At 37.2% G+C, this 25,030-nt stretch carries 23 protein-coding genes and 2 tRNA genes; 10 read left to right on the forward strand and 15 right to left on the reverse strand.

What is annotated here, in order from left to right; translation table 11 throughout:
• Positions 1-62: 62 nt before the first annotated feature.
• The 4 genes from IQ31_RS28225 to IQ31_RS10675 form a co-directional block, all read right to left on the reverse strand.
• The gene (locus IQ31_RS28225) at positions 63-458 is read right to left on the reverse strand and encodes a thiol-disulfide oxidoreductase DCC family protein (protein WP_075994159.1); all 396 of its coding nucleotides are present in this window, start codon (positions 456-458) and stop codon (positions 63-65) included.
• 142 nt (positions 459-600) lie between these two features.
• Entirely contained in the window at positions 601-1,815 is a 1,215-nt protein-coding gene (locus tag IQ31_RS10665; RefSeq protein ID WP_145327957.1) for a bifunctional 3,4-dihydroxy-2-butanone-4-phosphate synthase/GTP cyclohydrolase II, read from the reverse strand.
• A gap of 71 nt (positions 1,816-1,886) precedes the next feature.
• Positions 1,887-3,371 (reverse strand): LptF/LptG family permease, encoded by a 1,485-nt coding sequence (locus tag IQ31_RS10670; protein WP_145327958.1) that lies wholly within the window; start codon positions 3,369-3,371, stop codon positions 1,887-1,889.
• A gap of 102 nt (positions 3,372-3,473) precedes the next feature.
• Entirely contained in the window at positions 3,474-3,851 is a 378-nt protein-coding gene (locus tag IQ31_RS10675; RefSeq protein WP_046671984.1) for an START-like domain-containing protein, read from the reverse strand.
• 65 nt (positions 3,852-3,916) lie between these two features.
• On the opposite strand from IQ31_RS10675, the gene IQ31_RS10680 reads away from it, so the two are divergent.
• The 3 genes from IQ31_RS10680 to IQ31_RS10690 all read left to right on the forward strand — a co-directional run bounded on the left by IQ31_RS10680 (position 3,917) and on the right by IQ31_RS10690 (position 6,407).
• Positions 3,917-3,990 (forward strand) — tRNA-Met (locus tag IQ31_RS10680).
• Between the two features lie 293 nt (positions 3,991-4,283).
• Positions 4,284-4,360, forward strand: a tRNA-Met gene (locus tag IQ31_RS10685).
• Between the two features lie 130 nt (positions 4,361-4,490).
• Complete coding sequence (locus IQ31_RS10690; protein ID WP_145327959.1) at positions 4,491-6,407, forward strand: peptide-N-glycosidase F-related protein; 1,917 nt, start codon at positions 4,491-4,493, stop codon at positions 6,405-6,407.
• Between the two features lie 95 nt (positions 6,408-6,502).
• On the opposite strand, the gene IQ31_RS10695 is transcribed toward IQ31_RS10690, so the two are convergent.
• From IQ31_RS10695 to IQ31_RS10705, 3 genes are all read right to left on the reverse strand, one after another.
• A complete protein-coding gene (locus IQ31_RS10695; RefSeq protein ID WP_145327960.1) occupies positions 6,503-8,182 on the reverse strand; it encodes a hypothetical protein in 1,680 nt (559 codons plus the stop codon).
• Position 8,183: 1 nt separating this feature from the next.
• On the reverse strand, positions 8,184-8,960 hold the full coding sequence (locus IQ31_RS10700; protein ID WP_088162924.1) for an ABC transporter ATP-binding protein: 777 nt from the start codon (positions 8,958-8,960) through the stop codon (positions 8,184-8,186).
• A gap of 157 nt (positions 8,961-9,117) precedes the next feature.
• Positions 9,118-9,513 carry a hypothetical protein gene (locus IQ31_RS10705; protein ID WP_232475617.1) on the reverse strand — a complete coding sequence of 132 codons (396 nt, stop codon included), beginning with the start codon at positions 9,511-9,513 and terminating at the stop codon, positions 9,118-9,120.
• 182 nt (positions 9,514-9,695) lie between these two features.
• On the opposite strand from IQ31_RS10705, the gene IQ31_RS10710 reads away from it, so the two are divergent.
• Positions 9,696-9,956, forward strand: coding sequence for a hypothetical protein (locus IQ31_RS10710; RefSeq protein WP_075994153.1), 261 nt, complete (start codon positions 9,696-9,698; stop codon positions 9,954-9,956).
• Here the strand turns inward: IQ31_RS10710 and IQ31_RS10715 are convergent.
• From IQ31_RS10715 to rplM, 6 genes are all read right to left on the reverse strand, one after another.
• Positions 9,953-10,774: a helix-turn-helix domain-containing protein gene (locus tag IQ31_RS10715; RefSeq protein WP_145327961.1), complete on the reverse strand. Its 822-nt coding sequence runs from the start codon at positions 10,772-10,774 to the stop codon at positions 9,953-9,955. The genes IQ31_RS10710 and IQ31_RS10715 overlap by 4 nt on opposite strands.
• A gap of 143 nt (positions 10,775-10,917) precedes the next feature.
• Positions 10,918-11,781, reverse strand: a complete 864-nt coding sequence (locus IQ31_RS10720; RefSeq protein ID WP_145328036.1) for an SDR family oxidoreductase — start codon at positions 11,779-11,781, stop codon at positions 10,918-10,920.
• Positions 11,782-11,967: 186 nt separating this feature from the next.
• Positions 11,968-12,804 carry a translation elongation factor Ts gene (gene tsf / locus IQ31_RS10725; RefSeq protein WP_075994150.1) on the reverse strand — a complete coding sequence of 279 codons (837 nt, stop codon included), beginning with the start codon at positions 12,802-12,804 and terminating at the stop codon, positions 11,968-11,970.
• 195 nt (positions 12,805-12,999) lie between these two features.
• On the reverse strand, positions 13,000-13,797 hold the full coding sequence (rpsB, locus tag IQ31_RS10730) for a 30S ribosomal protein S2 (RefSeq protein WP_075994149.1): 798 nt from the start codon (positions 13,795-13,797) through the stop codon (positions 13,000-13,002).
• An 18-nt stretch (positions 13,798-13,815) separates the two neighbouring features.
• Positions 13,816-14,202, reverse strand: a complete 387-nt coding sequence (gene rpsI, locus IQ31_RS10735) for a 30S ribosomal protein S9 (protein ID WP_070563091.1) — start codon at positions 14,200-14,202, stop codon at positions 13,816-13,818.
• 11 nt (positions 14,203-14,213) lie between these two features.
• Positions 14,214-14,657, reverse strand: coding sequence for a 50S ribosomal protein L13 (rplM, locus tag IQ31_RS10740; protein WP_046671993.1), 444 nt, complete (start codon positions 14,655-14,657; stop codon positions 14,214-14,216).
• A 235-nt stretch (positions 14,658-14,892) separates the two neighbouring features.
• On the opposite strand from rplM, the gene IQ31_RS10745 reads away from it, so the two are divergent.
• From IQ31_RS10745 to IQ31_RS10765, 5 genes are all read left to right on the forward strand, one after another.
• Positions 14,893-16,614 carry a tetratricopeptide repeat protein gene (locus IQ31_RS10745; protein ID WP_145327962.1) on the forward strand — a complete coding sequence of 574 codons (1,722 nt, stop codon included), beginning with the start codon at positions 14,893-14,895 and terminating at the stop codon, positions 16,612-16,614.
• A complete protein-coding gene (gene lolB1, locus IQ31_RS10750; protein WP_088162919.1) occupies positions 16,604-17,407 on the forward strand; it encodes a lipoprotein insertase outer membrane protein LolB1 in 804 nt (267 codons plus the stop codon). Before IQ31_RS10745 ends, lolB1 begins: the two co-directional genes overlap by 11 nt.
• A 108-nt stretch (positions 17,408-17,515) precedes the next feature.
• Positions 17,516-18,829 carry a murein hydrolase activator EnvC family protein gene (locus IQ31_RS10755; RefSeq protein ID WP_088162918.1) on the forward strand — a complete coding sequence of 438 codons (1,314 nt, stop codon included), beginning with the start codon at positions 17,516-17,518 and terminating at the stop codon, positions 18,827-18,829.
• A 93-nt stretch (positions 18,830-18,922) separates the two neighbouring features.
• Positions 18,923-19,120, forward strand: a complete 198-nt coding sequence (gene tatA, locus IQ31_RS10760; RefSeq protein WP_088162917.1) for a twin-arginine translocase TatA/TatE family subunit — start codon at positions 18,923-18,925, stop codon at positions 19,118-19,120.
• 184 nt (positions 19,121-19,304) lie between these two features.
• A complete protein-coding gene (locus IQ31_RS10765; protein ID WP_088162916.1) occupies positions 19,305-20,771 on the forward strand; it encodes a LysM peptidoglycan-binding domain-containing protein in 1,467 nt (488 codons plus the stop codon).
• A gap of 9 nt (positions 20,772-20,780) precedes the next feature.
• Here IQ31_RS10765 and IQ31_RS10770 read toward each other — a convergent pair whose 3' ends face one another.
• On the reverse strand, positions 20,781-21,293 hold the full coding sequence (locus IQ31_RS10770) for a phosphoribosyltransferase family protein (protein ID WP_070563077.1): 513 nt from the start codon (positions 21,291-21,293) through the stop codon (positions 20,781-20,783).
• Positions 21,294-21,398: 105 nt separating this feature from the next.
• On the reverse strand, positions 21,399-21,980 hold the full coding sequence (locus tag IQ31_RS10775) for a C40 family peptidase (protein ID WP_046671999.1): 582 nt from the start codon (positions 21,978-21,980) through the stop codon (positions 21,399-21,401).
• 536 nt (positions 21,981-22,516) lie between these two features.
• Between IQ31_RS10775 and thrA the strand changes: the two genes are divergently transcribed.
• On the forward strand, positions 22,517-24,964 hold the full coding sequence (thrA, locus tag IQ31_RS10780) for a bifunctional aspartate kinase/homoserine dehydrogenase I (RefSeq protein ID WP_088162915.1): 2,448 nt from the start codon (positions 22,517-22,519) through the stop codon (positions 24,962-24,964).
• Positions 24,965-25,030: the final 66 nt, after the last annotated feature.

The raw sequence follows: 25,030 nt of genomic DNA on the forward strand, positions 1-25,030 counted from the left end.
TGTCACAAGTATAATTAGAAGATTTCTGAACTAAACTTCACTTCAATAAGATTACTGTTTGTTCAAATGAATCTTTCTCGCTCAGATTTTGAAGGTATCGTACAAAATTCATTTTTTCCAAACCATCGATAGCGGTTTTTAGCAAAATAATCATAAAGCGCATCTCTCCACGAAAGTGGTAAAATCTTTAGTAAATAACATGTAATGTAAGGGAAGCCCAATTGCTTACAAATCTTTAAAATAGCTTCACTTTTGAGATAGGTACCAGCTGGAGATAGGAAAACGATGGAATCAGTATTTTTGGGAATATTTGTTAGCGCCGTCCGGGCAAATTCAGACTGCAAGGAACTAAATAAGAATTTCTTTCTGCGATCGATCCTTAATAATAGTTGAACAAAGTGATTACAGATCAAGCAATCACCATCGAAAAAGATGATATATCTCCCTTGTTGTTCCATATTATAAAGTTACTTCTATTTATTGAAAGTACTGCCATAACAAGATCATAAATGGAAGCGATTTTATCATCATTGGGGTTTAATTCTCTATGTTAAAAAAGGCGGTGTTTCCAATAGAAACACCGCCTTTTTTACTTCCTTTTTATAGATTTTTCATGATTGTATGTCCCATACGATCTCTTTTAGTTTTTAAGTACTCTTCATTAAAGGGATTTGCCGTTATTTCAATAGGTACATTTTCTATGATTTCAAGACCATAACCTACTAGGCCAGCACGTTTTGTCGGATTATTTGACATAAGACGCATTTTTGTGACACCAAGGTTTCTAAGAATCTGGGCTCCTACACCGTAGTCTCTTAAATCTGCCTTGAACCCTAACTGTACATTGGCGTCTACCGTATCCAAACCATTTTCTTGTAATTTGTAAGCATGTAGCTTATTGATCAGTCCAATACCGCGACCTTCTTGATTCATATAGACAATAACACCTTTACCCTCTTGCTGGATCATTTCCATTGCTTTGTGCAATTGAGGGCCACAGTCACAACGGCAAGAACCAAAAATATCACCCGTAACACAAGAGCTGTGCACCCGTACTAAAATAGGTTCATCTTCATTCCACTCGCCTTTGTAAAGCGCTAAATGTTGTTCGCCAGTGTCTTTTTGTGTAAAGGCTTTCATTTTAAAATCACCATATTGCGTTGGCATATTAACAGTGACTTCTTCATTGATTAAAGAGTCGTGCTTAAGACGGTATTCAATTAGATCTTCAATACTAATGATCTTTAAATCAAATTTTTTAGCAACTTCCATTAGTTCCGGAAGTCTGGCCATTTCACCATCTTCTTTTAAAATCTCAACCAATACACCTGCTGGTTCAAATCCTGCTAATCGAGCGAGGTCAACTGTAGCTTCAGTGTGTCCTGTACGACGTAATACACCACCATCTTTCGCTATGAGCGGGAAAATATGTCCTGGTCTACCTAATTCTTCATAATGGATATTAGGATCGATCATTGCTTTAATTGTTTTCGAACGGTCCGATGCAGAAATACCGGTTGTACAACCATATCCCTGTAAGTCAATGGAAACTGTAAAGTTCGTTTCATATACCGCTGTATTCTGTCCCACCATTAAGTCAAGGTGTAATGCATCTGCTCTTTCTTTAGTAATTGGGGCACATACTAGTCCACGACCGTGAGTCGCCATAAAGTTGATGATTTCGGGAGTTGCATTGCGGGCAGCAGTGACAAAGTCTCCTTCATTTTCGCGATCTTCGTCATCCACGACGATTACTACTTTTCCTGCCTGTATATCAGCGATCGCTTCTTCGATCGTGTTTAATTTGAAATCCATTTATTGATATATTGTAATTGGTACAAAGTTAGTGTAGAATCTAAATTTATTTATAATAGCGTTGTCACAATCTAATGTGATTCTTTTAATTTATTCTTTTTTGCAAGCTTTTCCTTAATCCACTTCCAAGCGGCTTCTACTTTTAATTTATATTGATCAATATCAAATAAGGCAGAATCAGTTGTCGACTTGTACGTTAGAAAAGCGGCTAATGGTGTTAAGACAATAATGGCCATCCACATGCCTACGGCTGATGATATGGCACCATCTTTCGCTGTTTTTTCTGCTACTGTGGAGATAATGTGATAGATCAGAAAGAAAATGATGGCCATCACGACCGGAAGACCAAGTCCACCTTTTCTGATAATGGCTCCTAGTGGAGCTCCGATTGCAAATAGTAAAAGACAGGAGACAGCTAGGGTAAACTTGCGATGCCATTCAATCCGATAGCGTATATCTTTCGATTTGTAATCTTTAAACTCAAGTGTACGTCCATTCAGATCTTCCTTTAAATAATTCAATTGGTTTAATGCATTCATGGTGATCTGTGCCCGTTGTTCTTGGGGAACCAGATCGGTAAGCAAATTTTTAAAAGGTTTGATCTTAGTTTCTTTGACCTTTGGCTGTCCAGGTTGATTCGCACTAAAATATTTCGAATAGATATTATATCGGGTGTCTAATGTACGGACGATCGCTTTTCCCATACTGTCTATCTTAATATGGTTGGAATCGATGTACATGTCTAACTGTTTCAGGTTTAACATGGCGTGGTGGCTCTTGAAGAGATTTTCATCCGTTTTACCTTGTTGAAAACTTCCCATATCAAACTTTTGCTCTGTTTCCTTGAACTTAAATCGCGTAAATTGCTGACGTGGATCGTAGGTTTTGGAGTTTTTAGTCCGTGCTTCCTCATAGCGGATACCATCCTTAAGTTTTAGGATCATATAATTGTTGTCAGGAGAGTTATAGATATACCCTTCTTTCGCCATAAGTACATTATTGGCTGTGTTACCGCCACGATGATCATAAATCATCAAGTCATAGAGAATTGTTCCCGCTTTATTTTTTCCTTTAGCGCGGATCGAGTAACCTGGGATGGTGTTGTTAAAGATTCCGGGTTTGATGAGGAAATCTGCCTTTTTATTACGTACATCAGTAAGTAGCGTACCCATTTTTAGATTCACTACGGGGAGAATATAGTCGGAGAACAGAAAAGAACTTGTTGCGAAAATTGCAACGAGTATAAATAGTGGGGTCATCGCTTTACGTAAAGATACGCCCGCAGCTTTGATCGCAACTAATTCATAGCTTTCACCCAGATTTCCGAAAGTCATAATGGAGGAAAGGAGCATGGATAAAGGCATTGCCATTTGGATTTGAACAACGCATTGATATCCAATTAGCTCCATGATCGTATACCATTCAAATCCTTTTCCAATCAAATCATCAATGTACTTGAATAGGAAAAGCATCAATAAGACAAACATCACAATAAAGAATGTGACAATAAATGGTTTTATGAAAGCTTGAAGAATAAGTAAATGAACCTTTTTCATCCGTGACGCAAAGCAAATTGATGCCTTTACATTAAGGCATCTTCCAACTAAGGAGCTCCAGCTGGAGCTCTTAGTGGAAATATATTGCAAAGATAGGCTTTTTTATGCACCTATAACACTTTGAAGATAGACTATTGAATTTTTCCAAATTAACTTTCTATTTTCAAGGTCTTCTTCTTTAGCGTAATCTGTTATTTTAAGAGCAACATCATTTGTTAGCTCGTCTTGATCGATCTCCAGATCGAAATAATAGGGATCATCATCGAGCCATTTAAAGCGTACAGATTTATTTTCTCTCGATGCTACAATTTTTGCTCGGTGAGGTTCATCATCCCAAATGAAAGTATAAACGGTGTCTTTATAGTTTACATCATCTGCAAACCATTGTGCCAATTCGTTTGGTTCTTGCAAATACGGAAATAAAATTCTAGGTGAAGAGTTGATGATATATTCTAGTTGGAATTTTATTTTATCTGCCATAAAAATGTTTTTTTAAATTTTAGTTTGTTTAAATCAAAAATAAGCTATATTTGCATTCCCAAAATGGCGGGGTAGCTCAGATGGTTAGAGCGTTGGATTCATAACCCAAAGGTCGGCAGTTCGATTCTGCTCCCCGCTACAAATCTCTTCCAAAATTGCTTTTTACTGCATCAACTTATTATTTGTAATAATACATATTTATTTTGTTATTGCAAGTTTTTTTGTAAAAAGTTGCCCCTGTTTTTTGATAAACATGTTGTTTTTAGGACTATCAATTTTTTCAACTACTGTTTCTATTTTTTAATGATAAATTTATTGAGTTAAAAATGAGTTTGTTGCGTTTAATGCGAGTTTTAAATAGGTCAGAATTGGTAAAAAAATAAAAAAATCTTTTGAATTGACATACGAAGTGGTATATTTGCATACCGAAACGGCGGGGTAGCTCAGATGGTTAGAGCGTTGGATTCATAACCCAAAGGTCGGCAGTTCGATTCTGCTCCCCGCTACCAAAAGCATCAGTCTGTTAAGATTGATGCTTTTTTTATGATTGTATGTATTTCCTTTTTATCGCATTACCTTTTTTTACCGCCGACAAGAGTACATCTATCTTTGTATTGTTTCATGGATAATATTTAAATAATGAATATAAGACCTATACTAACCCTATTCTACTTTTTTATCTGCTATCACGTTTTTGCACAAGAAGGCACAATAGGCCATGTCGTTACACATCAACGGAAAACCATTCTATGTGATGCACAGAAAGGCGAGAATTCCTATCCAGCTTGGGGGGTATTTCCGAAAGAAAACGATCCTGTAAGAAAGGTTACTATGTTTGTTACCCTTGGGAGCCCAGATAGTTTGCGCACAGCGCATTGGGATTATTTGGATCACATCGTATTACGTCGTAAAGGAGGAAAAAATGGAGCTGTGCTAAATTATGAATTAGGAAGAATGCTTACGCCATATGGTAGTATCTATAATAAAGGATGGAGTTGGAAATGGCAGGTCGATGTAACTGATTTTGCTCCTTTCTTAAGGGATAGCGTGGAAATTGTCTATACTCATTCTGGTTTTGAGGACAAGACTGTAGGGTGGGCACTTACTGTAGATTTTGAAATTTTATCAGGTCCACCAGTCGTTACCCCATTGGGAATAACAGTGCTGTGGAATAAAGCATATAAATATGGGGATGTCAACGAAAAGATAGCAGAAAATCTACGACCAATAACATATACCTCGAGTCCGGGATCTGCATTGAGCCGAATACGTATTCAGCATACAGGGCATGGTATGGATAAACCGCGTGGCTGTAGTGAATTCTGTAGCCGATGGCGCGAACTCACCTTCGATGGAAAGACTGTAGACAGACGTGATATGTGGAAGAAATGTGGAGGTAATCCACTTTATCCACAAGGCGGTACCTGGGTACATGACCGCGCATATTGGTGTCCTGGAGATTTACAGCAGCCTGATTTTATTGATGTATTTACCAAAGTTGGCACTCATCAAGTTGCCTTACAGATGGAACCCTATACAGCGACAGACAATGTACAGGCTGTCGAAAATATATCGGCTTACTTGTTTCAATATTCAGTCCCTAAACAAAAGGTAGATGTTGCAGTCGAGTCAATAATGGTTCCAAGTGATGAACAGCGTTTCTCTAGATTAAATCCGGCGAGTGCTGGCCCAAGGATCTCTTTCAGAAATTTAGGTGCTGACCCGATTCGATCCCTAGAAATTGTTTATGGCACGAAAGGATTTCCTGTCAAAACTTTCCATTGGAAAGGTAATCTTTCTTTTAATCAAGTTGCAGAAGTTATACTACCCGGAGAAATACAGGAAAAAGATCGGGAGAATGTATTCACGGTGTCACTTCTTAAGCCTAATGGAAAGCCGGATGCATGGCCCACAGACAATGAGGCGGAAAGCGTCTTTACAGCTCTGCAGAAATTTCCAACTGATTTTATTTTGGAGTTTACGACCAATAATAAACCAGCGGATAATCGTATATTTCTAATGAATGCAAGGCAGGATACGGTCTTTTGTAAGACAGGCTCTCAACTGGCTGCGGCAACGATGTATAGAGATACTTTACATCTTAATGAGGGAAATCACTCACTCTCTTTGGTTGATACAGCAGGTAACGGACTGCAGTTTTGGGCACAACCTGAAAATGGTGATGGTCATTTACGGATTTTCGATCTGAAAGGAAACCTTATTCATGCTTTTGAAAGCGATTGTGGAAATGGCGAAATGTTTAGTTTCAATGCCAAACGTGGATTTGAGATGAACACAATTTCAACGCAATATGCCTTCTCACTTTATCCAAGGTCGGTTGTGGATAAGACGCAACTGAGCGTATTGTCCAATAAACAGAGTGAGATGACAGTGCTTTTTATGGTTGATGGCGTTTTGTGGCAAAAACATGAATACAAATCCATTCAACAAGCTGTCCTGAGCTATGATCTGAGCCATCTACCTCCAGGAAGAATAATCGTTGAAGTTCTGATGGATGGTATGAGCCGATTTAAAGGACGGATAAATAAAAGATAACCGAATAAAAGAAAAGCACAAAGATATTTTGTGCTTAGATTTTGACGAATTAGATAAAAAAAGCTCCTTTAATGAAGCTTTTTTTATCTGTTTAATCAATTGTCGTCGTAAGCTAAGCCTTTCCAGTCTTCTCTCTGTAGGTACTTCAGCATAAAAAAGAATACGACCCATGCAAGTCCGGCTAAGATCCAAATTAGAGTTTCATAGTGGAAAATTGTTTTATGTAAGTATCCCAAAATTCCCAATAGACCTAATATCAGTAGATTAGTTATAGCTTTTGAATTGGATTGACTAGCCTTAGAAAACGGATAGTTTTTGACAATAAAAAGCATAATCAGAATACTTTCGATACCGCCGACTGCGGAAGATAATAGCAGATCATTAATAGAACTGAGACCAAATAGCGGTACACAGATAGAAAGAAACAGTATGTTGAACGGTAAAACATATTTAATAAGACATGCTTTGAGAACTCCAGTCATCAGTTGTCCCGGTTTTTGTATCGGCGTCACATGGTAGACCCAGGCCGCTTTATATTTATTACTTTGCGTGATAAGCTGGAAAACGGTTAATATGGTCAATAACGAAAGATAAAACATAATGATATACAAGCCTGAATCCCGAAGTTTCGCGATTTTGCCAGCTATTGGGAGATCATCTCCTGTACGTAGAAATAAAAAGACAAAATAAATAGGTAGATAAGCCAACGAAGGGTATAGCTGTTGCTTAAATTCTCTCGTTTTAGAACTTATCAGCCATACAATGCCAAATCCAGCCTCTTCAACAGGGGATGAGCAAACGCTCGAAGAGATCCTTTTATATAGCGGTAATTTGGAGGGATTATCTCGGGTTAATTGTGAAGTTTCACTAGGGAGGTTGTCGGCACTTGCTAGTGCCGCTATTTTTGCATTAAATCCACGTGAAAACAGCTTAGTACAAGCGTAGATACCAGCAAAGGGAGTTAGTATTCCCAGTGTTGATAAGATGACTAAATGTACATTGTGGTTACCAAAGAGTAATGGTTGGAATGATGCAATCCAGGTACTTGGGAATATCCAAAGAAATCTGAGCTGTTCCATCGTTAAATGAGATTCCACAATAGATTGGATCAAATTTGGGCCAACATAATAGGATAGAAAAAGAACCAGTGAGAGACCGATCTGTATATAAGTAATTACATCTTTAAACTTTTGGATGGGGAGATATTTGATGCTAATCAGATAAAATCCATTGACAAATATCAGCGCGATTAAAGTGCTTAGTATAAGCTGCAGGCATAAAAGAAAGACGGAGACGATATCCCAATTGAATAATACATAAATAAGCACAGGTAAGGTCAACGCAATTACTTGATTAAAAAGCTTGATTGCAATAAAAGTTATTCGGGAAATAGCTAAAGTCTTGTCATTAACTGGTCTAGGCATAATGATATACTGATCCCGGGTATCTAATAATATGGGTGAAAAATCGGATATTAACGTAATGCTTAACATGCTAATGAAACTGAGTAGCATAATCGAAACGGCTAAGTACCTATCTGGAATCGAAAAAATAATTACCATGAATATCAGGCCAAAGATGAGATACAATAAGAATTGTAAAATCGATGACGAAGAAGAGGATTTCCCTGAGCTACGTTTCCTAAAGCTAATCGGCTTTCTGTTCTCTAAGATTACTTTGGTTTCTAAGATGATCTTAAACTGTTCATAATTGATGCCCAAGCCTTTCCAAACCCCACGAAAAAGAAGGATAAATTTTAAGATAAATTTTTCCATGTTATTGAATTGCTGTAATGATATTGGAAGCGTCTAATGCACTGTTGCCTGTATTGGTTAATTTAGCAAATATATGCTCCAATGATTCGTTAGGATCTGTTTTTAGTTCCTCAATCGTACCATCCGCAATGATGCTGCCCTGATTTATCAGTAAAATCCGATCAGATACTTTTTCAACAACGTCCATCATATGTGAACAATAGAAAATTGTTTTCCCTTCTTTTGCAAGTAATGAGATAAGTTCTTTGACAAAGATAACAGCATTGGCATCGAGTCCAGACAATGGTTCATCCAGTACGATGATTTGTGGGTTATGAATAATTCCTGAAATTAAAAGTACTTTTTGACGCATTCCTTTGGAGAAGGTATCCATCCTATTATTTGCATTAGATTCAAGACCGAAGGCTGTTAGCAGTTTTAAGGAACGTTCTAAAATCAAATTATCTTCCATTCCATAGAGTTTACCTATAAAATCCAAGTATTCCATGGGAGTCAGGACGTCATATAATTCTGCGTTCTCAGGAACATATCCCAATAGTGCTTTTACTGCAAGTGGATCTTCTTGAATATTGATGCCATTAACTTCTACAGTGCCTGTGAAATCTTCGATTAGTCCTGTTAATATTTTAACGGTAGTGGATTTGCCAGCACCATTTGGGCCAATATACCCGATAACTTGACCTGGGAATATGTCAAGGTTGATTCCTTTCAATATTTCTTTTACTCCGTATGATTTTTTTAGGTCAACAATACGGATGAGAGGTAATATACTTTCCATATGATTATAATCTTCAAAGTAAACTTACATAAAAAATTGGAGTTATAGTTTCCAATTGAAAAGTATATATTTAATACTCTTGAGAAGAATATCTCTATTTTAATCAATAGAAAAGGGACCTTTTGGTCCCTTCAAAACTATGTTATTTTCGGAAAAACTACCTGTTGTTTTTGGGATATCCCTCTTCATCAAGATCATCTCTCAGATCTTCTTCGTTCTCGGCTAATTTCTTGTCCAAAGGGGATAGCCGTTCATGTTTAAAAGTCTCAATTCGCATGTTAGCTTTATCTAGATCTTCTTCTTCGAGCTCATCTTGTGTTGCATATTCATCTCCGACAAATGGATTAGAATCATCGTATGTTGAATCATCATCAATTGAGCCCTCAGCTACTGTATCATAGTCGGCGGGGTGGTCATAATCTGGGTCATTATCATCGACATCCATTTCATAACTGTCAAGCTCTTCATTGAAAGCAAGATCCTGATCCATATCGGAATAGTCTTCTTCGACTTTCCCATTTTTATGCTCTTTTTTTGACATAATCCTACTCATGTTATTCATTTGTAAAACAGTTCTCAAAAAAAAAAGTTTTGAATTTATTCGGCAAAACTATTATTCCAAAAGTATTAAGAGATTCTGGGTTCGAATATCCTTCTAAAAGATAAAAACACAAAAAATGATTAAAGCATTAAAACAATGTAATTATATGTTTGTTCTATCTTAAAATAGGGACTATGATCTTCAAGCGTTTAAATTATCAGACTTTACAGAGTTTACGCCTACAAGGCTACAATATTTTATTGACCATTGGTCGAGCTGAAGACGAGAACCCAATTTATTTCCCGATGAAATTGGATTCTTTTAATTCCAGTACCTCAAATTTTGAAAGTGATGATGCAGCTACCTTTCAAGGAAAAAAGATTCTTATTTTGGATGAGGCCATTCAACGCTCCTTAAATCATGATCTTAATGGTATAATCCAGCTTGACAATTAAGCACTATTTTTAGCTCTTTTATAAGAGCTAGGTGTAATGTTTCTTTTCTTCTTATAGAAATTGGTCAGGTGACTTTCATCATTAAATCCTAATTCTTCTACAATTTGTTTCATTGTGTATCTGTTGGATGCTAATCTCTCTTCAACTAGTTTAATACGAATATCATCTATATATACTTTGTAGCTTTTTGAATATCTTTTTTTAAAAAATGCCCCAAAGTAATTTGCTGAAATTTGGAACTGATCTGCGATAGACCTGATTTGTAATTTATCGGGGAAATAAATATTTTGCTGTATGTATTGCTCGATCTCTTGAGACATTTCATATGACTCGTTAATAGGTAGCTCCAGATCCTTCAAAATATTTTCGACTAAAGCGAAGAGGGACATTGTCTGATGGAATATAAAAATTGATTCCGCTGTATCTTCACGCTCATATTGTTGAATCAGAGATATTACCCGCTCGATTAGTTTTTTATTTTCCTTTTTAAGCGATAGGCTTTTATTGAATAAAGTCTTCGAGTTGAAGATATCAACCGGATTGTGAGAAAGTCTGAAATTTTGTTGTATAAGGTGCAGGTCTTTAAAATAGGAGTTTGAGAAATAGAGTACAAATGCGATTGTATCCTTTTTTGTCTCAAGTGTTTCGAAATCTTTATTCAAAAAAAGTAAATTCTCTTTTGAAAATTTTAAGTTATTTCCTTTCGATACGAGTGTGCCTTCGGATATATAAACTAACGCAAAATCAAAACCTGTTTTGTTTAGTTCTAATTTTTGTTTGTGTTTGATTTTTTGAGATTCGAAAGATAAATTCATCATATGTACAGACCCTATTGGAAAATAATCGCTACAAACCTAAGAAAAATGAATTAAAGACTTTACTTTTTCCTCGCTTAAATCTACATGGATTACAGTTATGTATTCACAATAAAATATAAATCATTCGTTGTTTTAAACGGTTATCAAGTGCTTTTTGCATTTCTGGTCATTTTTTCAATAGTATCCCATTGATCTTCAGGAATAATATCTAATCCATTGAACTCTCCAGCCCCCTTAAGCCATTCGCCACCATCTATCGTGATAACATCTCCGTTGATATAACTCGCATAATCGGATACTAGATAGGCCGCGAGGTTAGCTAATTCCTCCAGTTTGCCCAAGCGGCCTAAGGGGATACGTTTGGTAGGTGAGAGGAGTTCGCCTAACTCGCCCGGGAGTAACCGTTCCATGGCACCCGAAGTTTGGAATGGACCAGGAGCTATAGCGTTGAGTCTTATTCCTTTTTTTCCCCATTCTACAGCTAGAGATCTGGTTAGCGCAAGAACTCCGGCTTTAGCAGTTGCAGAAGGAACAACATATCCCGAACCCGTCCAAGCATAAGTTGTTACGATACTGAGTATAGCTTTATTCTGTTCATTTGCCTCAATCCATCGTTTGCCCAGCGCTAGGGTATAGTTTATACTCCCTTGGAGCACGATACCAATAACAGATTCGAAAGCTCGGTGGCTTAAACGTTCGGTAGGCGAGATAAAATTTCCAGCAGCATTGTTTATGAGGATATCTATCCCCCCAAAATGTTCATATCCATAGGAAACGACGCGTTCGACATTTTCATAATTTCGCACGTCTCCAGCTACTGCAAGACATTTTGCCTGATGTTTTTCCGATAATTCGTTTGCTGTATGTTGTATAACATCATCTTTACGGCTTGTGATCAGGCAAGAGGCGCCAAGCTCGAGAAAGTAATCTGTCATGGCTTTCCCTAGACCTGTACCACCACCCGTAATCAAAATTCGTTTTCCTTTTAACGCGTTTTCCTTTAACATGCCCATATACTGTCCAGTTTTTATGTATCCTTAAGTTACACAAATTTGGGATAAAATAAAAGCCACGGTGGAGCGGATAAAAATAGTTCAGGAATAAATGGAGGTAGAGATATAAACAAAAGCAGGAGCTATTCATCGAATAGCTCCTGCTTTAAAATTTCCATTCTGAATGGAATGGAAGTATGCTTATGCGCCTAATTGTACGCGTTTGAAAGCAGTTACAGTCAATCCTTTAGAAACAGAATCTAAGAATTGAGCGATGTTTTTAGAAGAATCTTTTACGAATTCTTGATTTAACAAAGTTGTATCTTTGAAGAATTTGTTCAATTTACCTTGCGCAATTTTCTCAGCCATTTCAGCTGGTTTTCCTTCAGCGATGATTTGTTCTTTAGCAATGGCAATTTCACGCTCGATTGTGTTTTGATCAACACCATCTTTGTCAATTGCAATTGGGTTCATTGCAGCAATTTGCATTGCTACATCTTTACCAGCTTCTTCAGCGCCAGCTGCATCAGCAGAAAGACCTACTAATACACCTAGACGGTAGTTCCCGTGGATATAAGCAATAACTTTTTCAGCAGTGATAGTTTCGTATTTAGAAACGTCAATTTTCTCACCAATTACACCAGTTTGCTCGATTAAAGAATCAGCGATGTTTTTGCCATCAAGTTCCAAACCTTTTAATTCTTCCAAAGAAGCAGGTTTATTGTTTAATGCAAGATCTGCAATTTTTTCAGCGAAAGCTACGAAGTCTGCGTTTTTAGCTACGAAGTCAGTTTCACAGTTAACTTCAACTACGATACCTGATTTACCATCAGCAGTCGCTTTAGCGATGATAACACCTTCGTTAGAGTCGCGATCTTGACGGCTAGCAGCTACTTTAGCGCCTTTTTTACGCAAGTAATCTACAGCAGCTTCAAAGTCACCATTAGACTCAACCAAAGCTTTTTTACAATCCATCATACCAGCGCCAGTTTGTTGACGCAATTTGTTTACATCTGATGCAGAAATTTGTACTGACATGTTTATTTCTTTTTATTATTATTTACGACTGAAATTTGTACAATATTAACTTAAAACATGTTAAGCTAATATGAAGTTTAACATTCCTTGATAAACAAGTGTTGTTAAACCAAAAAACCGGACAGAGAGGCTAGTTCAAGAAAAGTAAACTTTTCCAGAAACTAACGCTACGCCATCCGGTTTGGAATAAAAATATTATTCTCCGTCTTTCGCTTTGCGAGGACGTTTAGCTTCTGAAGCTTCACCATTATCAGCTTTTGCTTTAGCAGCAGCAGCATCTTTTTCAGCTTCTTCTTCTTTGTCGCGTTTGCGCTCGTCCAAACCTTCTTGGATTGCTTGACCAATGATACCGGCGATTAAGCTAATAGATTTACTAGCGTCATCATTTGCTGGGATTGGGAAATCAATATTTGAAGGATCAGAGTTTGTATCTACCATTGCAAAAGTAGGGATGTTCAATTTCATTGCTTCAGAAACAGCGATGTGTTCTTTTTTCACATCGATGATGAATAAAGCAGCTGGTAAACGGTTCAAATCAGCGATACCTCCTAAAAGGTTTTCTAATTTGATACGCTCACGTTGAATCATCAACTTCTCTTTTTTAGACAATACATCGTATGTACCATCTTTTTGCATTTTGTCAATGTTAGACATTTTTTTGATAGACTTACGAACTGTAGCGAAGTTTGTAAGCATACCACCTAACCAACGCTCAGTTACAAAAGGCATATTAACCTCTTTTGCTTGTTGTGCGATGATCTCTTTTGCTTGTTTTTTCGTTGCAACGAATAAAACTTTGCGACCTGATTTTACGATTTGTTTGATAGCTGAAGCAGCTTCTTCTAATTTCGTAAGAGTTTTGTTCAAGTCAATGATGTGGATACCGTTACGTTCCATGAAAATGTACTTAGCCATTTTCGGATCCCATTTACGTGTAAGGTGACCAAAGTGCACACCTGCATCCAATAAATCTTGATAAGTAGTTCTTGCCATTTTTTGATCCTCCTTTGATTAACGTTTACTGAATTGGAATCTTCTACGAGCTTTACGACGTCCTGGTTTCTTACGTTCAACCATACGGTCATCACGTGTTACTAAACCTTTAGCGCGTAATGCAGGTTTAACTTCTGGGTTAAGTTCAACCAAAGCTTTTGCGATCGCTAAGCGAACAGCTTCTGCTTGACCTTTAACACCACCTCCGTTAACGTTTACTTTTACATCAAAGTTTGCTAATTCACCAGCTACGTTCAATGACTGTGTAGCGATGTATTGCAAAGGTAATGTTGGGAAATACTCTTTGTAGTCTTTACCGTTTATGATAATGTTTCCGCTACCAGCAGTTAAGTAAATGCGGGCAACAGCAGTTTTTCTTCTTCCTGAAGTGTTAGTTGTTGACATGACGATTCTCCTTAAAATTTAACTGGTTTTGGATTTTGTGCTTCATGCTTGTGCTCAGTACCAGCATAAACGTAAAGGTTTTTAAACAATTGACGACCTAAACGGTTTTTAGGAAGCATACCACGAACAGCTTTTTCAATGATGCGTTCAGGGAATTTAGCCATTAACTCTTTTGGAGAAACAAAGCGTTGACCACCTGGGTATCCAGTGTAGCGAACGTAAACTTTGTCGCCTAATTTGTTTCCTGTCAATTTGATTTTGTCCGCATTGATAACGATCACGTTATCTCCGCAGTCTACGTGAGGGGTGAATGTAGGCTTATGCTTACCACGAATTACTTTCGCGATGTTGCTCGCCAAGCGCCCCAAAATCTCTCCTTCAGCGTCAACAACGATCCACTCTTTGTTAACGGTGTTCTTGTTGGCAGAGACAGTTTTGTAACTTAACGTATTCACTTGCTTTTGTTTAAATAATTTATTAAAATATTTTTCCTTCCCTTATCTCAAGGGTCTGCAAAGGTACATCTATTATTCTATATTTTAAAATCTATTTTGCTTATTTTGTTGAAAACGAGTTGAATTTCAAACGAGCCCCACTAATCTCAATATTTTTACAACTTCCTCGAATGAATATTGTTACATTAGTTAGTATATTGCAGGAAGAATTTTTAAATTATTATAGCGGAAGTAGATGAGATTGAATTTTTTAGATAAACGATTTTTTTTAAGTTTTATTGGTGTATTTCTAATAGCACTGGGTTCATTAAAGGCACAATCTTCGGATAAAAAACCTAAACCTTACGATGCACGATTCAAAAACGTACAGGAAATATTGAAGCAAGGGAAAATTGGTCCAGGGATGGATTCTTTGGACGCCATACTCGCGGATTACCCACAAGCAGATGATATCTATTTTACAAAGGCAATCCTTCTTGCACAGATGAGAAATCAAGATGGAGCAATCGAAGCCATAAAAGAAGCGTTGAATATTCAGTCTAAGCCTGAATATCTAAGTTTTGCCGTAGATGCGTTTAAAAGTAAAAACGAGGCGGATAGTGCTTTAATCTATCTCGATAAGTTGATAGATCAAGATGACAATAATACAGCCTCACTAAAACGGGAGCGTATCATGCTCCTTTTCAATGGCGGATACAAGGATGTGGCTTTGGAGTATTTCTATAAAACCAAAGAGATTGCAGTCGCTTCTGATACATTGGACATGGTTGGTAGTGTCTTGTTAAATGATGCTGGTAATTATAAAGCGGTCATTGATCTTTTGAAACCCTGGGCAGACAAAGGAACTTCGCTGGCTCAAGTATATGGTCAATTAGCACAAGCTTATAATCTTTCCAAAAACTCGAAGCTTGCATTGGACTATATTAATAAAGGAATTCAGACAACAAAAGAGGATTTTCTTTATTTCGATTTGGCTGATCTCTATCGATTTGATAAAAAGATGAAATTATCTTTCGATGCACTTAAACAAGGATTTCAATCTAAGAAAGTTGACTTTGCAGATAAGAATCGGATTATAATGACCTTGTTGAATCCGAAGGGCCCCTATTCAAAAGACCAACTTTTGGAACTGGTCAATATCTTGGTTGAAGTTCATCCACGTATTGCCGAAAGCCATATGGCAAAGGGACAAGTGTTATGGTTGAGAGACGATAAGTCAGCCGCTCAAAGTTCGCTAGCAGTTGCAGTGAGTATGAACCCTTATCAAATTGATGCTTGGCGGATGCTGATGAGTTTGGATATGGACAAAGGCGAATTTGATCAAGCCATTGCACATGGTGGGGAAGCGCTACACTATGTGACCAATAATGCAACCATACTCTATTTTACAAGCATGGCCTATTTGATGAAGAAAGACATGGAGAATAGCCGGAAGTTTATGGAAGCCGCACTTAATAATGCACAGGATGAATCACCTTTTCTACAGGCAAATATTTATGGCGGATTAGGTGATATTTATAATTCACTTAAGATGTATAAAGCCTCTGATGCGGCTTATATCGAAGCTATTCGATTGGATAGTACAAATGTGACGGCCATGAACAATTTAGCATACTATTTGTCGTTAAGAAAAGAACGACTTGATGATGCTACAAAGTATGCAGCAATGGCGACGAAATTGCAGCCCAATAATGGAACTTTTGAAGATACCTATGCTTGGGTACTTTTCGCAAACGGAAAATATGATGATGCGCTGGTGTGGATTCAAAAAGCGTTAAAAAATACAAATCCGCAAACGTCTGTATTGCTGGAGCATTACGGCGACATTCTTAGTAAGTTAGGGAAAACAACAGATGCCGTTAAGCAGTGGAACCTGGCTTTAGAAAAGGGGACTGATACGGAGGAGAGTAAGCTGAAATTGAAAAAGAAGATTGAGACTAAAAGCTATGTGGAATAAAATTGTTTGGGTTAGTGCTGTTGTGTTGCTGCTTTCTTCTTGTAGTTCTAAGAAGAAGCTACTAAAAGGTGCTGATCTGAAAGCTGAAAATGAGTTGACGATAAAAGATAATACAAGGGAAGCAAAGAAAAATAGCTTACGTAATCTTTTTTTGACTAATTTGAATTATTCTACTTTTTCTGGAAAAGCAAAAATGCGTCTCGATCTTGGGAAGGATAATTATGATGTCACTTCCACTATTAGAATAGAGAAAGATAAAAGGATTTGGATTTCCATTTCTGCCACACTGGGTATAGAAGTTGCCCGGGTATTGATAACTCCAGACAGTGTACAAATCTTAAATAAATTTCAGAGCGAATATATGGTTAAGCCATTTGACTATCTATATCGTTTTGCCAGCCCGGATTTAACTTTCGGGAACCTACAAGATTTGTTGCTTGCAAATCTTTCGGTGAATCTATTGTCCGATATTGATCAGGTTAATTTTAAGCAGGATTCGATGTCTGTCCAGTTAGATGGCAAACTGAATGAACTAGATTTTTTATATAAATTAAATAATAACAATAGGCCTTATCAATTTAGATTAGCGCAACTTTCAAAGAAACAGTTGTTGGAAGCCAATTACGGCGAATATGCCATGGCTTCTGGGCAGGAATTTCCGATGCTTTTAAAAATGATCATTTCTGATGGTCGTCAAGAGATAAAAACAGAGATAAATTTTAACAAAGTGACTTTTAATGAACCGGTCGAAATGCCTTTTTCAGTATCGTCACGTTATAAAGTAATCCGATGAGAAGCTGTCTATTTCCTTTAGATTTATTACTTTCGCAATTAGTTTGCTAAAGTATAGGGTGAATTGATAGGATAGAAAGATGGCAAACACAAAAAAATAGTACTGTAAATGAACTTTAAAAAGACAATACTTGGTATAGCTGCTTTCCTATTCATGATTGGGATTTCATCGGCGCAGACTAGGGCTGAACTTGAAAAACAGCGTGAGAAACTCAACCGCGAAATTGCTGAATTACAAAATACGGTCAAAGAGATTGCAAAGGAAAAATCACTGACCCAACAACAAGTGACAGCATTGAGTAAGCAGATTAATTTGCGCGAGCAGAAGATAAATACCATTACTTCGGAAGTCGCTGTAATCAACAAACATATCAATGCCAATACCGCTGCCGTAAATAAGTTGAAAGCTGAATTGGAGAAGATGAAACGTGACTATGAAAAGATGGTGATGTTTGCGTTCAGAAACCGAAATGCCTATAATAAATTGATGTTTATTTTTGCATCAAAGGATTTTAATCAGGGGTTCCGACGGGTTAAGTACTTACAACAGTTTAATGATTCTAGAAAGCTGAAAGCTGCTGATATCGAAAATACCAAGAAACAGATTGAACAAAAAATAGCTCAATTGCAGGCGGACCGAAACAAACAGGTTGCCTTGATGAAAGAGCAGGAAAATGAGAAAAGAACAATATCTCAACAGCGATCTGTTTATTCTGGACAATTGAGTGAATTGATTGTTACAGAGCGCGGTGTCAAGAAAGATATTACCCAAAAGCAAAAAGAGGAGCGTCGTATTAATGCGGCCATTAAGGAGATCATTAGAAGAGAAATTGAGGCTGAACGTCGACGGGCTGAGGCGGCACGTCGTGCGGCAGAAGCGGCTGCTGAGCGTAACCGCAAAGCGAATGAGTCTACATCAACTACAAAAGGTAAGAACAATACAAGTTCGAAAGGCAGTAATACTACTCGAAAATCAGATTCTGAAGTCTTACGTAGCACACCGGAAGCAGTCAAACTTTCAAATGACTTCAGATCTAATCGCGGTAGTTTACCTTGGCCTGTTTCTAATGCGAAGATTATGCAAGAGTTTGGTTCGGAAAGTGTCGGTAGAAATGTCAATTGGGATCACGAAACTGTTAAAATACAAACATCAAGCGGTTCGGCTGTGAAAGCAGTATTTAATGGAGAAGTTTTGAGTATAGTATCGATGATGGGGCAGCGTATTGTCATGATTAAACACGGTGAATACTTTACTGTGTATATGAATTTGGCTGGTGTAAGTGTTTCAAAAGGGCAAAAAGTAAGCACGGGCCAAACTATAGGAACGGCTGATGTGGACTCGGATACGGGAGTTCCGATGGTAGAATTTTCTGTGCTACAAGGAACAACACCGCTGAATCCGATGTCATGGTTGGCGAGATAAGAAATAATTACTATATTTAATAATTATCATTACATTTGTAAAGAGAGAGAAAAGTTTTAGTTTAAAAGAATTGAAAAACAAGAAATTATAGTTATGTCAACATCATTATTAATCATGGGAATCGGGGGGCAAGAGTTAATTGTCATTGTAGTAATATTGTTACTATTATTTGGTGGCAAGAAGATTCCTGAATTGATGCGCGGATTGGGTAAAGGAGTTAAGGAATTTAAAGAAGGCCAAAAAGATGAGTCTTCACCTGAAAAAAAATCTGAAATAGAAGATAACAAATAAGGGAGGTTTTGATCCCATATAGCATGGATACGATTTTGTGAGGAACAAAATCGTATTTTGTTTTATACTCGACCTACAGCTAAATAGGGCGAAAACCATTTTTATACTAAAATCCATTTCTAAACGTTTAGATTATTGTTGATTTTTCAGCAGATGAATCAAACTCGGATTTAACAGTAAATTTATGATCGGAAAACAGACGTTAATTTCAATACTAGGAGGGGTATGCTATGTACTACCACTCATGGCCCAAGAAAGCGCTGTAGAAGGCATGAAAGAAGCCGCCCATACCTTCTTTCAAAAAAGTATCGAAAAAGAAAAACAAGAGATTTACCAATACCTTGACAGTATAAAATCTTCCGGAAATAACGGGAAGCATGATGCTGAAATTACAGATGAAGATATACAGCTCGTGCGGAAACTGAAAGCAATAGAACGTGAGGTTCCATTGGACTACTCACCGCGAGTGAAAGATCTGGTTGCTAAATATACGTCGGATAATTATAACCCTTATATGTGTAGGATGATGGGACTAGGGCAATACTATTTCCCATTGTTTGATAAAATCATGGATGAAGTTGGAGTGCCACGGGAACTCAAATATCTAAGTGTAGTCGAATCATCATTAAATCCACGCGATATCTCCAGTGCCGGAGCAACAGGCTTATGGCAATTGATGTATTATGAAGCCAAAACTTATCATCTTACAGTGGACAGTTATACCGACCAACGTATGGATCCGATTGCTTCTAGTTATGCCATCGCAAAAATCTTAAAAGAAGCTTACGATGAATATGGCGATTGGCTATTAGCGATAGCATCCTATAATGGTGGTAAAGGAGCGGTTAGCCGTGCGATCCAACGTTCCGGAAAAGAGAATGCTACTTTTTGGGATATCGCACCATATCTAACACAACAGACCCAAAACTATATCCCTAAGTTCATCGCAATGACATATGCGATGAAATACGCGGACGAAAATGATATCAATGCTGCGGATACTGAACTTTCACTAAGAACTCAAGCATTAGATATCAATAAACGGATTTCATTGAACCAAATAGCGGATGCTTTACATGTCTCAAAAGAGACATTACGTGCATTGAATCCTAGTTTTAAAAGAAATGTATTAAATGGTACCGAAGAGTCTCCATTGCGATTGGTGTTACCTGTTTTGGATAAAAAGATTGCCTCAGAAGAATTGTATGCAGCTCTCAACACACCAATATCTTCCGCAACTCTTAGTCAGACGGAAAATTTGAGTGAACCTTTACAAAATGGCAAATATAAAGTGAAAGTTGGTGAGACATTCGCTTCCATTGCTGACAAGTTTGAAGTAACAGTACAGGATATAAAATCGTGGAATAACCTGCGCGGCAATCAAATTGTCCCTGGACAAAACTTACTGATAAAAAAGGAGGATGATTTCGTAAACGCGAAATTAGCTCGTAATACAGAAAGATCTTCAAAGAAGAATCAACAGCATGCCGCTAGCGCTACACGTACAGCTTACTATGTCGTGAAGAAAGGCGATACTTTATCTGATATCGCAGATAAAAATGGTACATCAGTCGGTCGACTTAAAAGTGAAAATGATTTAAACGGAAGCCGGATAAAACCGGGGATGAAATTGAAAGTCTCAAAGAAATAACAGCATGGTTTAAATTAACCATGCTGCATCTTCTTCTTTATCAAATTCTTCAAGAGTAACGGTAACATGTTCTCTTAATATCGTTGAAAGCTTCGTGCCATAGTAGTCACTAAATATAGGGAACTTATGGTGGCTTCTATCAATTAATACAGCCGTTCTCATTTTCTTCAGTGGAACGTTCAAAAATACACCCAGTCCATAAGCTAAGGCTCTACCACTATTCAACACATCATCAACCAAGATGATGGTCTTGTCTTTTGCAATATCAACAGGTATGTCTGTGCTTGCACTCAGTGATCTACTCGTTTTCTTCATGGTAACTTTAATCAGCAGAATTTCTTTCGTTGAAATCTCCTGTAAAATTGCTTGAAGGCGTTGCGCAAATACATAACCCCGGTCGGCAATTCCTACTAATACAAGTGTTTCATCTTCAAAATTGTCTTCCAAAATTTGATAGGCAATCCGAATAGATTTTTGTTTTATTTGTTCTTTATTTAAGATGAGCGTTTTCTTTGAAGACATAATAGTATTCCAATGATTATAGGGTAAAAATAGGATATTATATTGTATAAAAAAAGTCCAAAACGAGTTAAACGCTTTGGACTTTCCTAGATCGAACCGATCTTATTAATTCAATTTATTATCTTTTTCTGCTTTTAATATTTCTGCAGTAAGCGATCTATTATCTTCTGGTAAGCGACCGCCATTGTAATAATAACGTCTCCAGTATGGTTCATCTAAATTGCTGATCATAACTCCTTTGCTAGATGAGGCATGTGCAAATTTATTGTCGCCAATATAAACACCAACATGGGTGATACTTTTACTTCTAATTTTAAAGAATACCAAATCACCTGCTTTTAGCTCATTTTTTTCGACAGTTTTGACTTGAGAATATTGATTTCTGCTATTATATCCTAACGAAGTATTAAATACTTTGTCGTATAATTCATAAGAAAATTTAGAACAATCAATGCCTCTTTTTGAATCTCCTCCTAGACGGTATGGAGTACCCAACCATTCGTAAACAAATTGATAAAGTTTGGTATTTGTTGTTGCTGAGACTGCAACTCCCATAATTTGTGAAAAGTATTCTTTCGCTAGGTTATCAGGATCTGATTCTGGTTTGGAGTTTCTGTTGGTTTGTGCCTGCGACACTAGACATAAGCCGATAAATAGCATTGACGCTATAAATTTCTTTGTTTTCATTAAATCGCTTTTTTGTACAACATTTAACTTTTAAAAATTCAACACTGTCATCTATTTTGGACAGCACTGTTGCGAATATAATACAATATCAGTTTAAGGTCAAATTTATTTTAAGGTATTTAACGAAATTTTAACAATTTTAACATCTTTATCGGACCCACCTAGACTTATTGAAAATTAATGGTTCTGTCAATCGTCGGCTACATAAAGTAGATTGTTTGCTACACTTAAAAAAAATGTCTATCTGATAGAATGCCACTCTATTTGGGCTCTCATTGTGAATCTAAAAAAAAATATTAATTTTCTTTGGTAAAGTGATAATATTTGTTCTATATTTACAAAACATAAGCAATAGCAATGAACACAAATACAATTATTACATCGATTATTATTACCACCGGTATAAAACTCAGGAGGAAGTAGTTTCGTTGTATATAATTGTAGACACAATATTTAGAAGCGCTTTCCTCGACAAAGGAAAGCGCTTCTTTTTTTAGCACAAAAATCATCAATCTAAACAAACAGTATAAAACAGTATGAAAGTTTTAAAATTTGGAGGCACATCGGTCGGTACGGTAGAAAGTCTAAAGGCGGTCTTAAGTATTGTAAAAAAATCTTATGATGCAAAGGAAAAGCCATTGGTTGTGTTATCAGCTATGTCTGGTGTAACGAACTTGCTTACCCAGTTGGCTGAGGACGCTGCAGAAGGAAAGTCCTTTTCAGATGGCCTAAAGTCCCTGGAAGATAAGCATTTTACGGTTGTTAAAGAGCTTCTGGCTGTGAAATATCAAAATCCTGTATTTACAAAGCTAAAGTTGTTTTTTAATGAGATAGAAGATCTCCTCCAAGGAATTTTTGCGCTAAAGGAGCTGAGCAATCAAAGTAAAGATTTGATCCTTAGTTACGGTGAGCGTTGCTCAAATTATATGGTATCTAAGGTGATGGAACAATATATTCCTGAATCTCTATTTGTAGATGCATCCCATTATGTGAAAACAGATTCAAATTTCGGTAATGCTCATTTAAATGAAATGCTAACCGAGCAATTGGTCAAATCCTTGTACATAACGCATCGTGATAAGCTGCTGTTTGTTACAGGTTTTATCGGAAGTAATGAAAATGGGCGTATTACCACCTTGGGAAGAGGTGGATCAGATTATACTGCAGCGATCTTCGGCTCAATACTGGACGCAACAGCCATTGAAATTTGGACAGATGTGAATGGGATGTTAACCGCCGACCCACGTATTGTGAAGAAAGCTTTTTCCCTGCCTGTATTATCATATACAGAGGCAATGGAATTATCTTACTTCGGTGCTAAGGTGATTTATCCTCCTACGATGATTCCGGCTTTTTTAAAGAAAATACCGATTGTTATTCGAAATACTTTTGAACCTGATTTCTCAGGGACTGTGATTCAGTTTGATAGTGGAAAAACCGCTCTGCCAATCAAGGGAATTTCTTCGATCTCCGATATTTCTGTCATCAATCTGAGTGGATCAGGGATGATCGGTAAGTCGGGCTTTAGCGGACGGCTTTTTACGCTATTGGCTAGAGAGCAGATCAATGTTGTGCTAATCACTCAGTCTTCTTCCGAACATAGCATTACATTTGCTGTCAATCCATCAGATGCCAAACGTGCTATACAATTGATCGAAGTGGAGTTTGAGCTTGAAATCCAGGCGAATAAACTGGTCGTTCCTGCGATTGAAGAAAACCTGTCTGTATTAGCCATCGTTGGTGAAAATATGAAAAAAACTCCCGGTATGTCCGGTCGGTTATTTGCAGCGCTAGGACGGAACGGTATTAACGTCCGGGCTATTGCGCAGGGCTCATCTGAATACAATATATCTGTAATTATTGGTAAGGAAGATTTAGCAAAGGCACTTAATGCGGTACATGACGCGTTTTTCGCAGAGCTGAAGAAAACTTTGCATGTATTTAATATCGGTACCGGTAACATTGGTGCAACTTTATTTAAACAATTGGAAAATCAGCATGAATTCCTTTTGGATAAAAATGATATTGAAATTAAGGTTGTTGGAATCTCCAATAGCCGTAAAATGCTTTTTAATACCGAAGGTGTTGATTTAAATAATTGGTCCGATGAACTTGCTAAAAATGGAACTGAATCAGACCTGGCATTGTTTATTGATCGAATGAAGGCACTGAATTTACCGAACTGTGTATTTATCGATAATACTGCAAGCAAATTACCGGCGACCTACTACGAAGATATCTTTAAATCCAATATTTCGATCGTCACTTGCAATAAAATTGCGAATTCAGGTAAATACGAGCAATATAAAACACTCCGTGATACTGCTCATCGACACGGTGTAGATTTCTTTTATGAAACAAATGTAGGTGCTGGATTGCCTATCGTCAGGGTGCTTAAAGACTTGATGTTGAGTGGTGACCGTATCGTGAAGATAGAGGCTATTCTTTCAGGGACAATCTCCTATATTTTTAACAATTTTAAAGCAGATGCTTCTTTCTATGATGTCGTCAAACAGGCTCAGGAGCTTGGATATACCGAGCCAGATCCAAGAGATGATTTAGGTGGTATAGATTTTATGCGTAAAATGCTCATCTTGGCAAGAGATGCCGGGTATGCTGTTGAGGCCGAAGACGTAGACCTCGGCGCAATATTACCTCCAGCATGTTTGAAAGCAGATACTGTAGATTCTTTTTATACAGAATTGCAGCAAGAAAACGAATATTTCGAAGCAATGAAGAAGAAAGCTGCTAATGAAAATAAAGTAATCCGTTATATCGGGAAATTGGAAAATGGAAAAGTATCCATTGCGATTCAGTTTGTTGATGAAAACCATCCTTTTTATGCTTTATCAGGCAGCGATAACATTATATCGTTTACAACAGAGCGCTATAAAGAACGTCCCCTCGTAGTAAAAGGTCCTGGTGCGGGGGCTGAGGTGACAGCTGCCGGTGTATTTGCAGATTTGGTAAATGTTGGAGCATAAAAACTAGTCAAGGAAAATAAAAATTACGTGATGGCCAATAATTTAAATGTGGAGTATCTCAAGGAT

The sequence above is a fragment of the Sphingobacterium siyangense genome (genome assembly GCF_007830445.1).
GTDB classification, from domain to species: domain Bacteria; phylum Bacteroidota; class Bacteroidia; order Sphingobacteriales; family Sphingobacteriaceae; genus Sphingobacterium; species Sphingobacterium siyangense.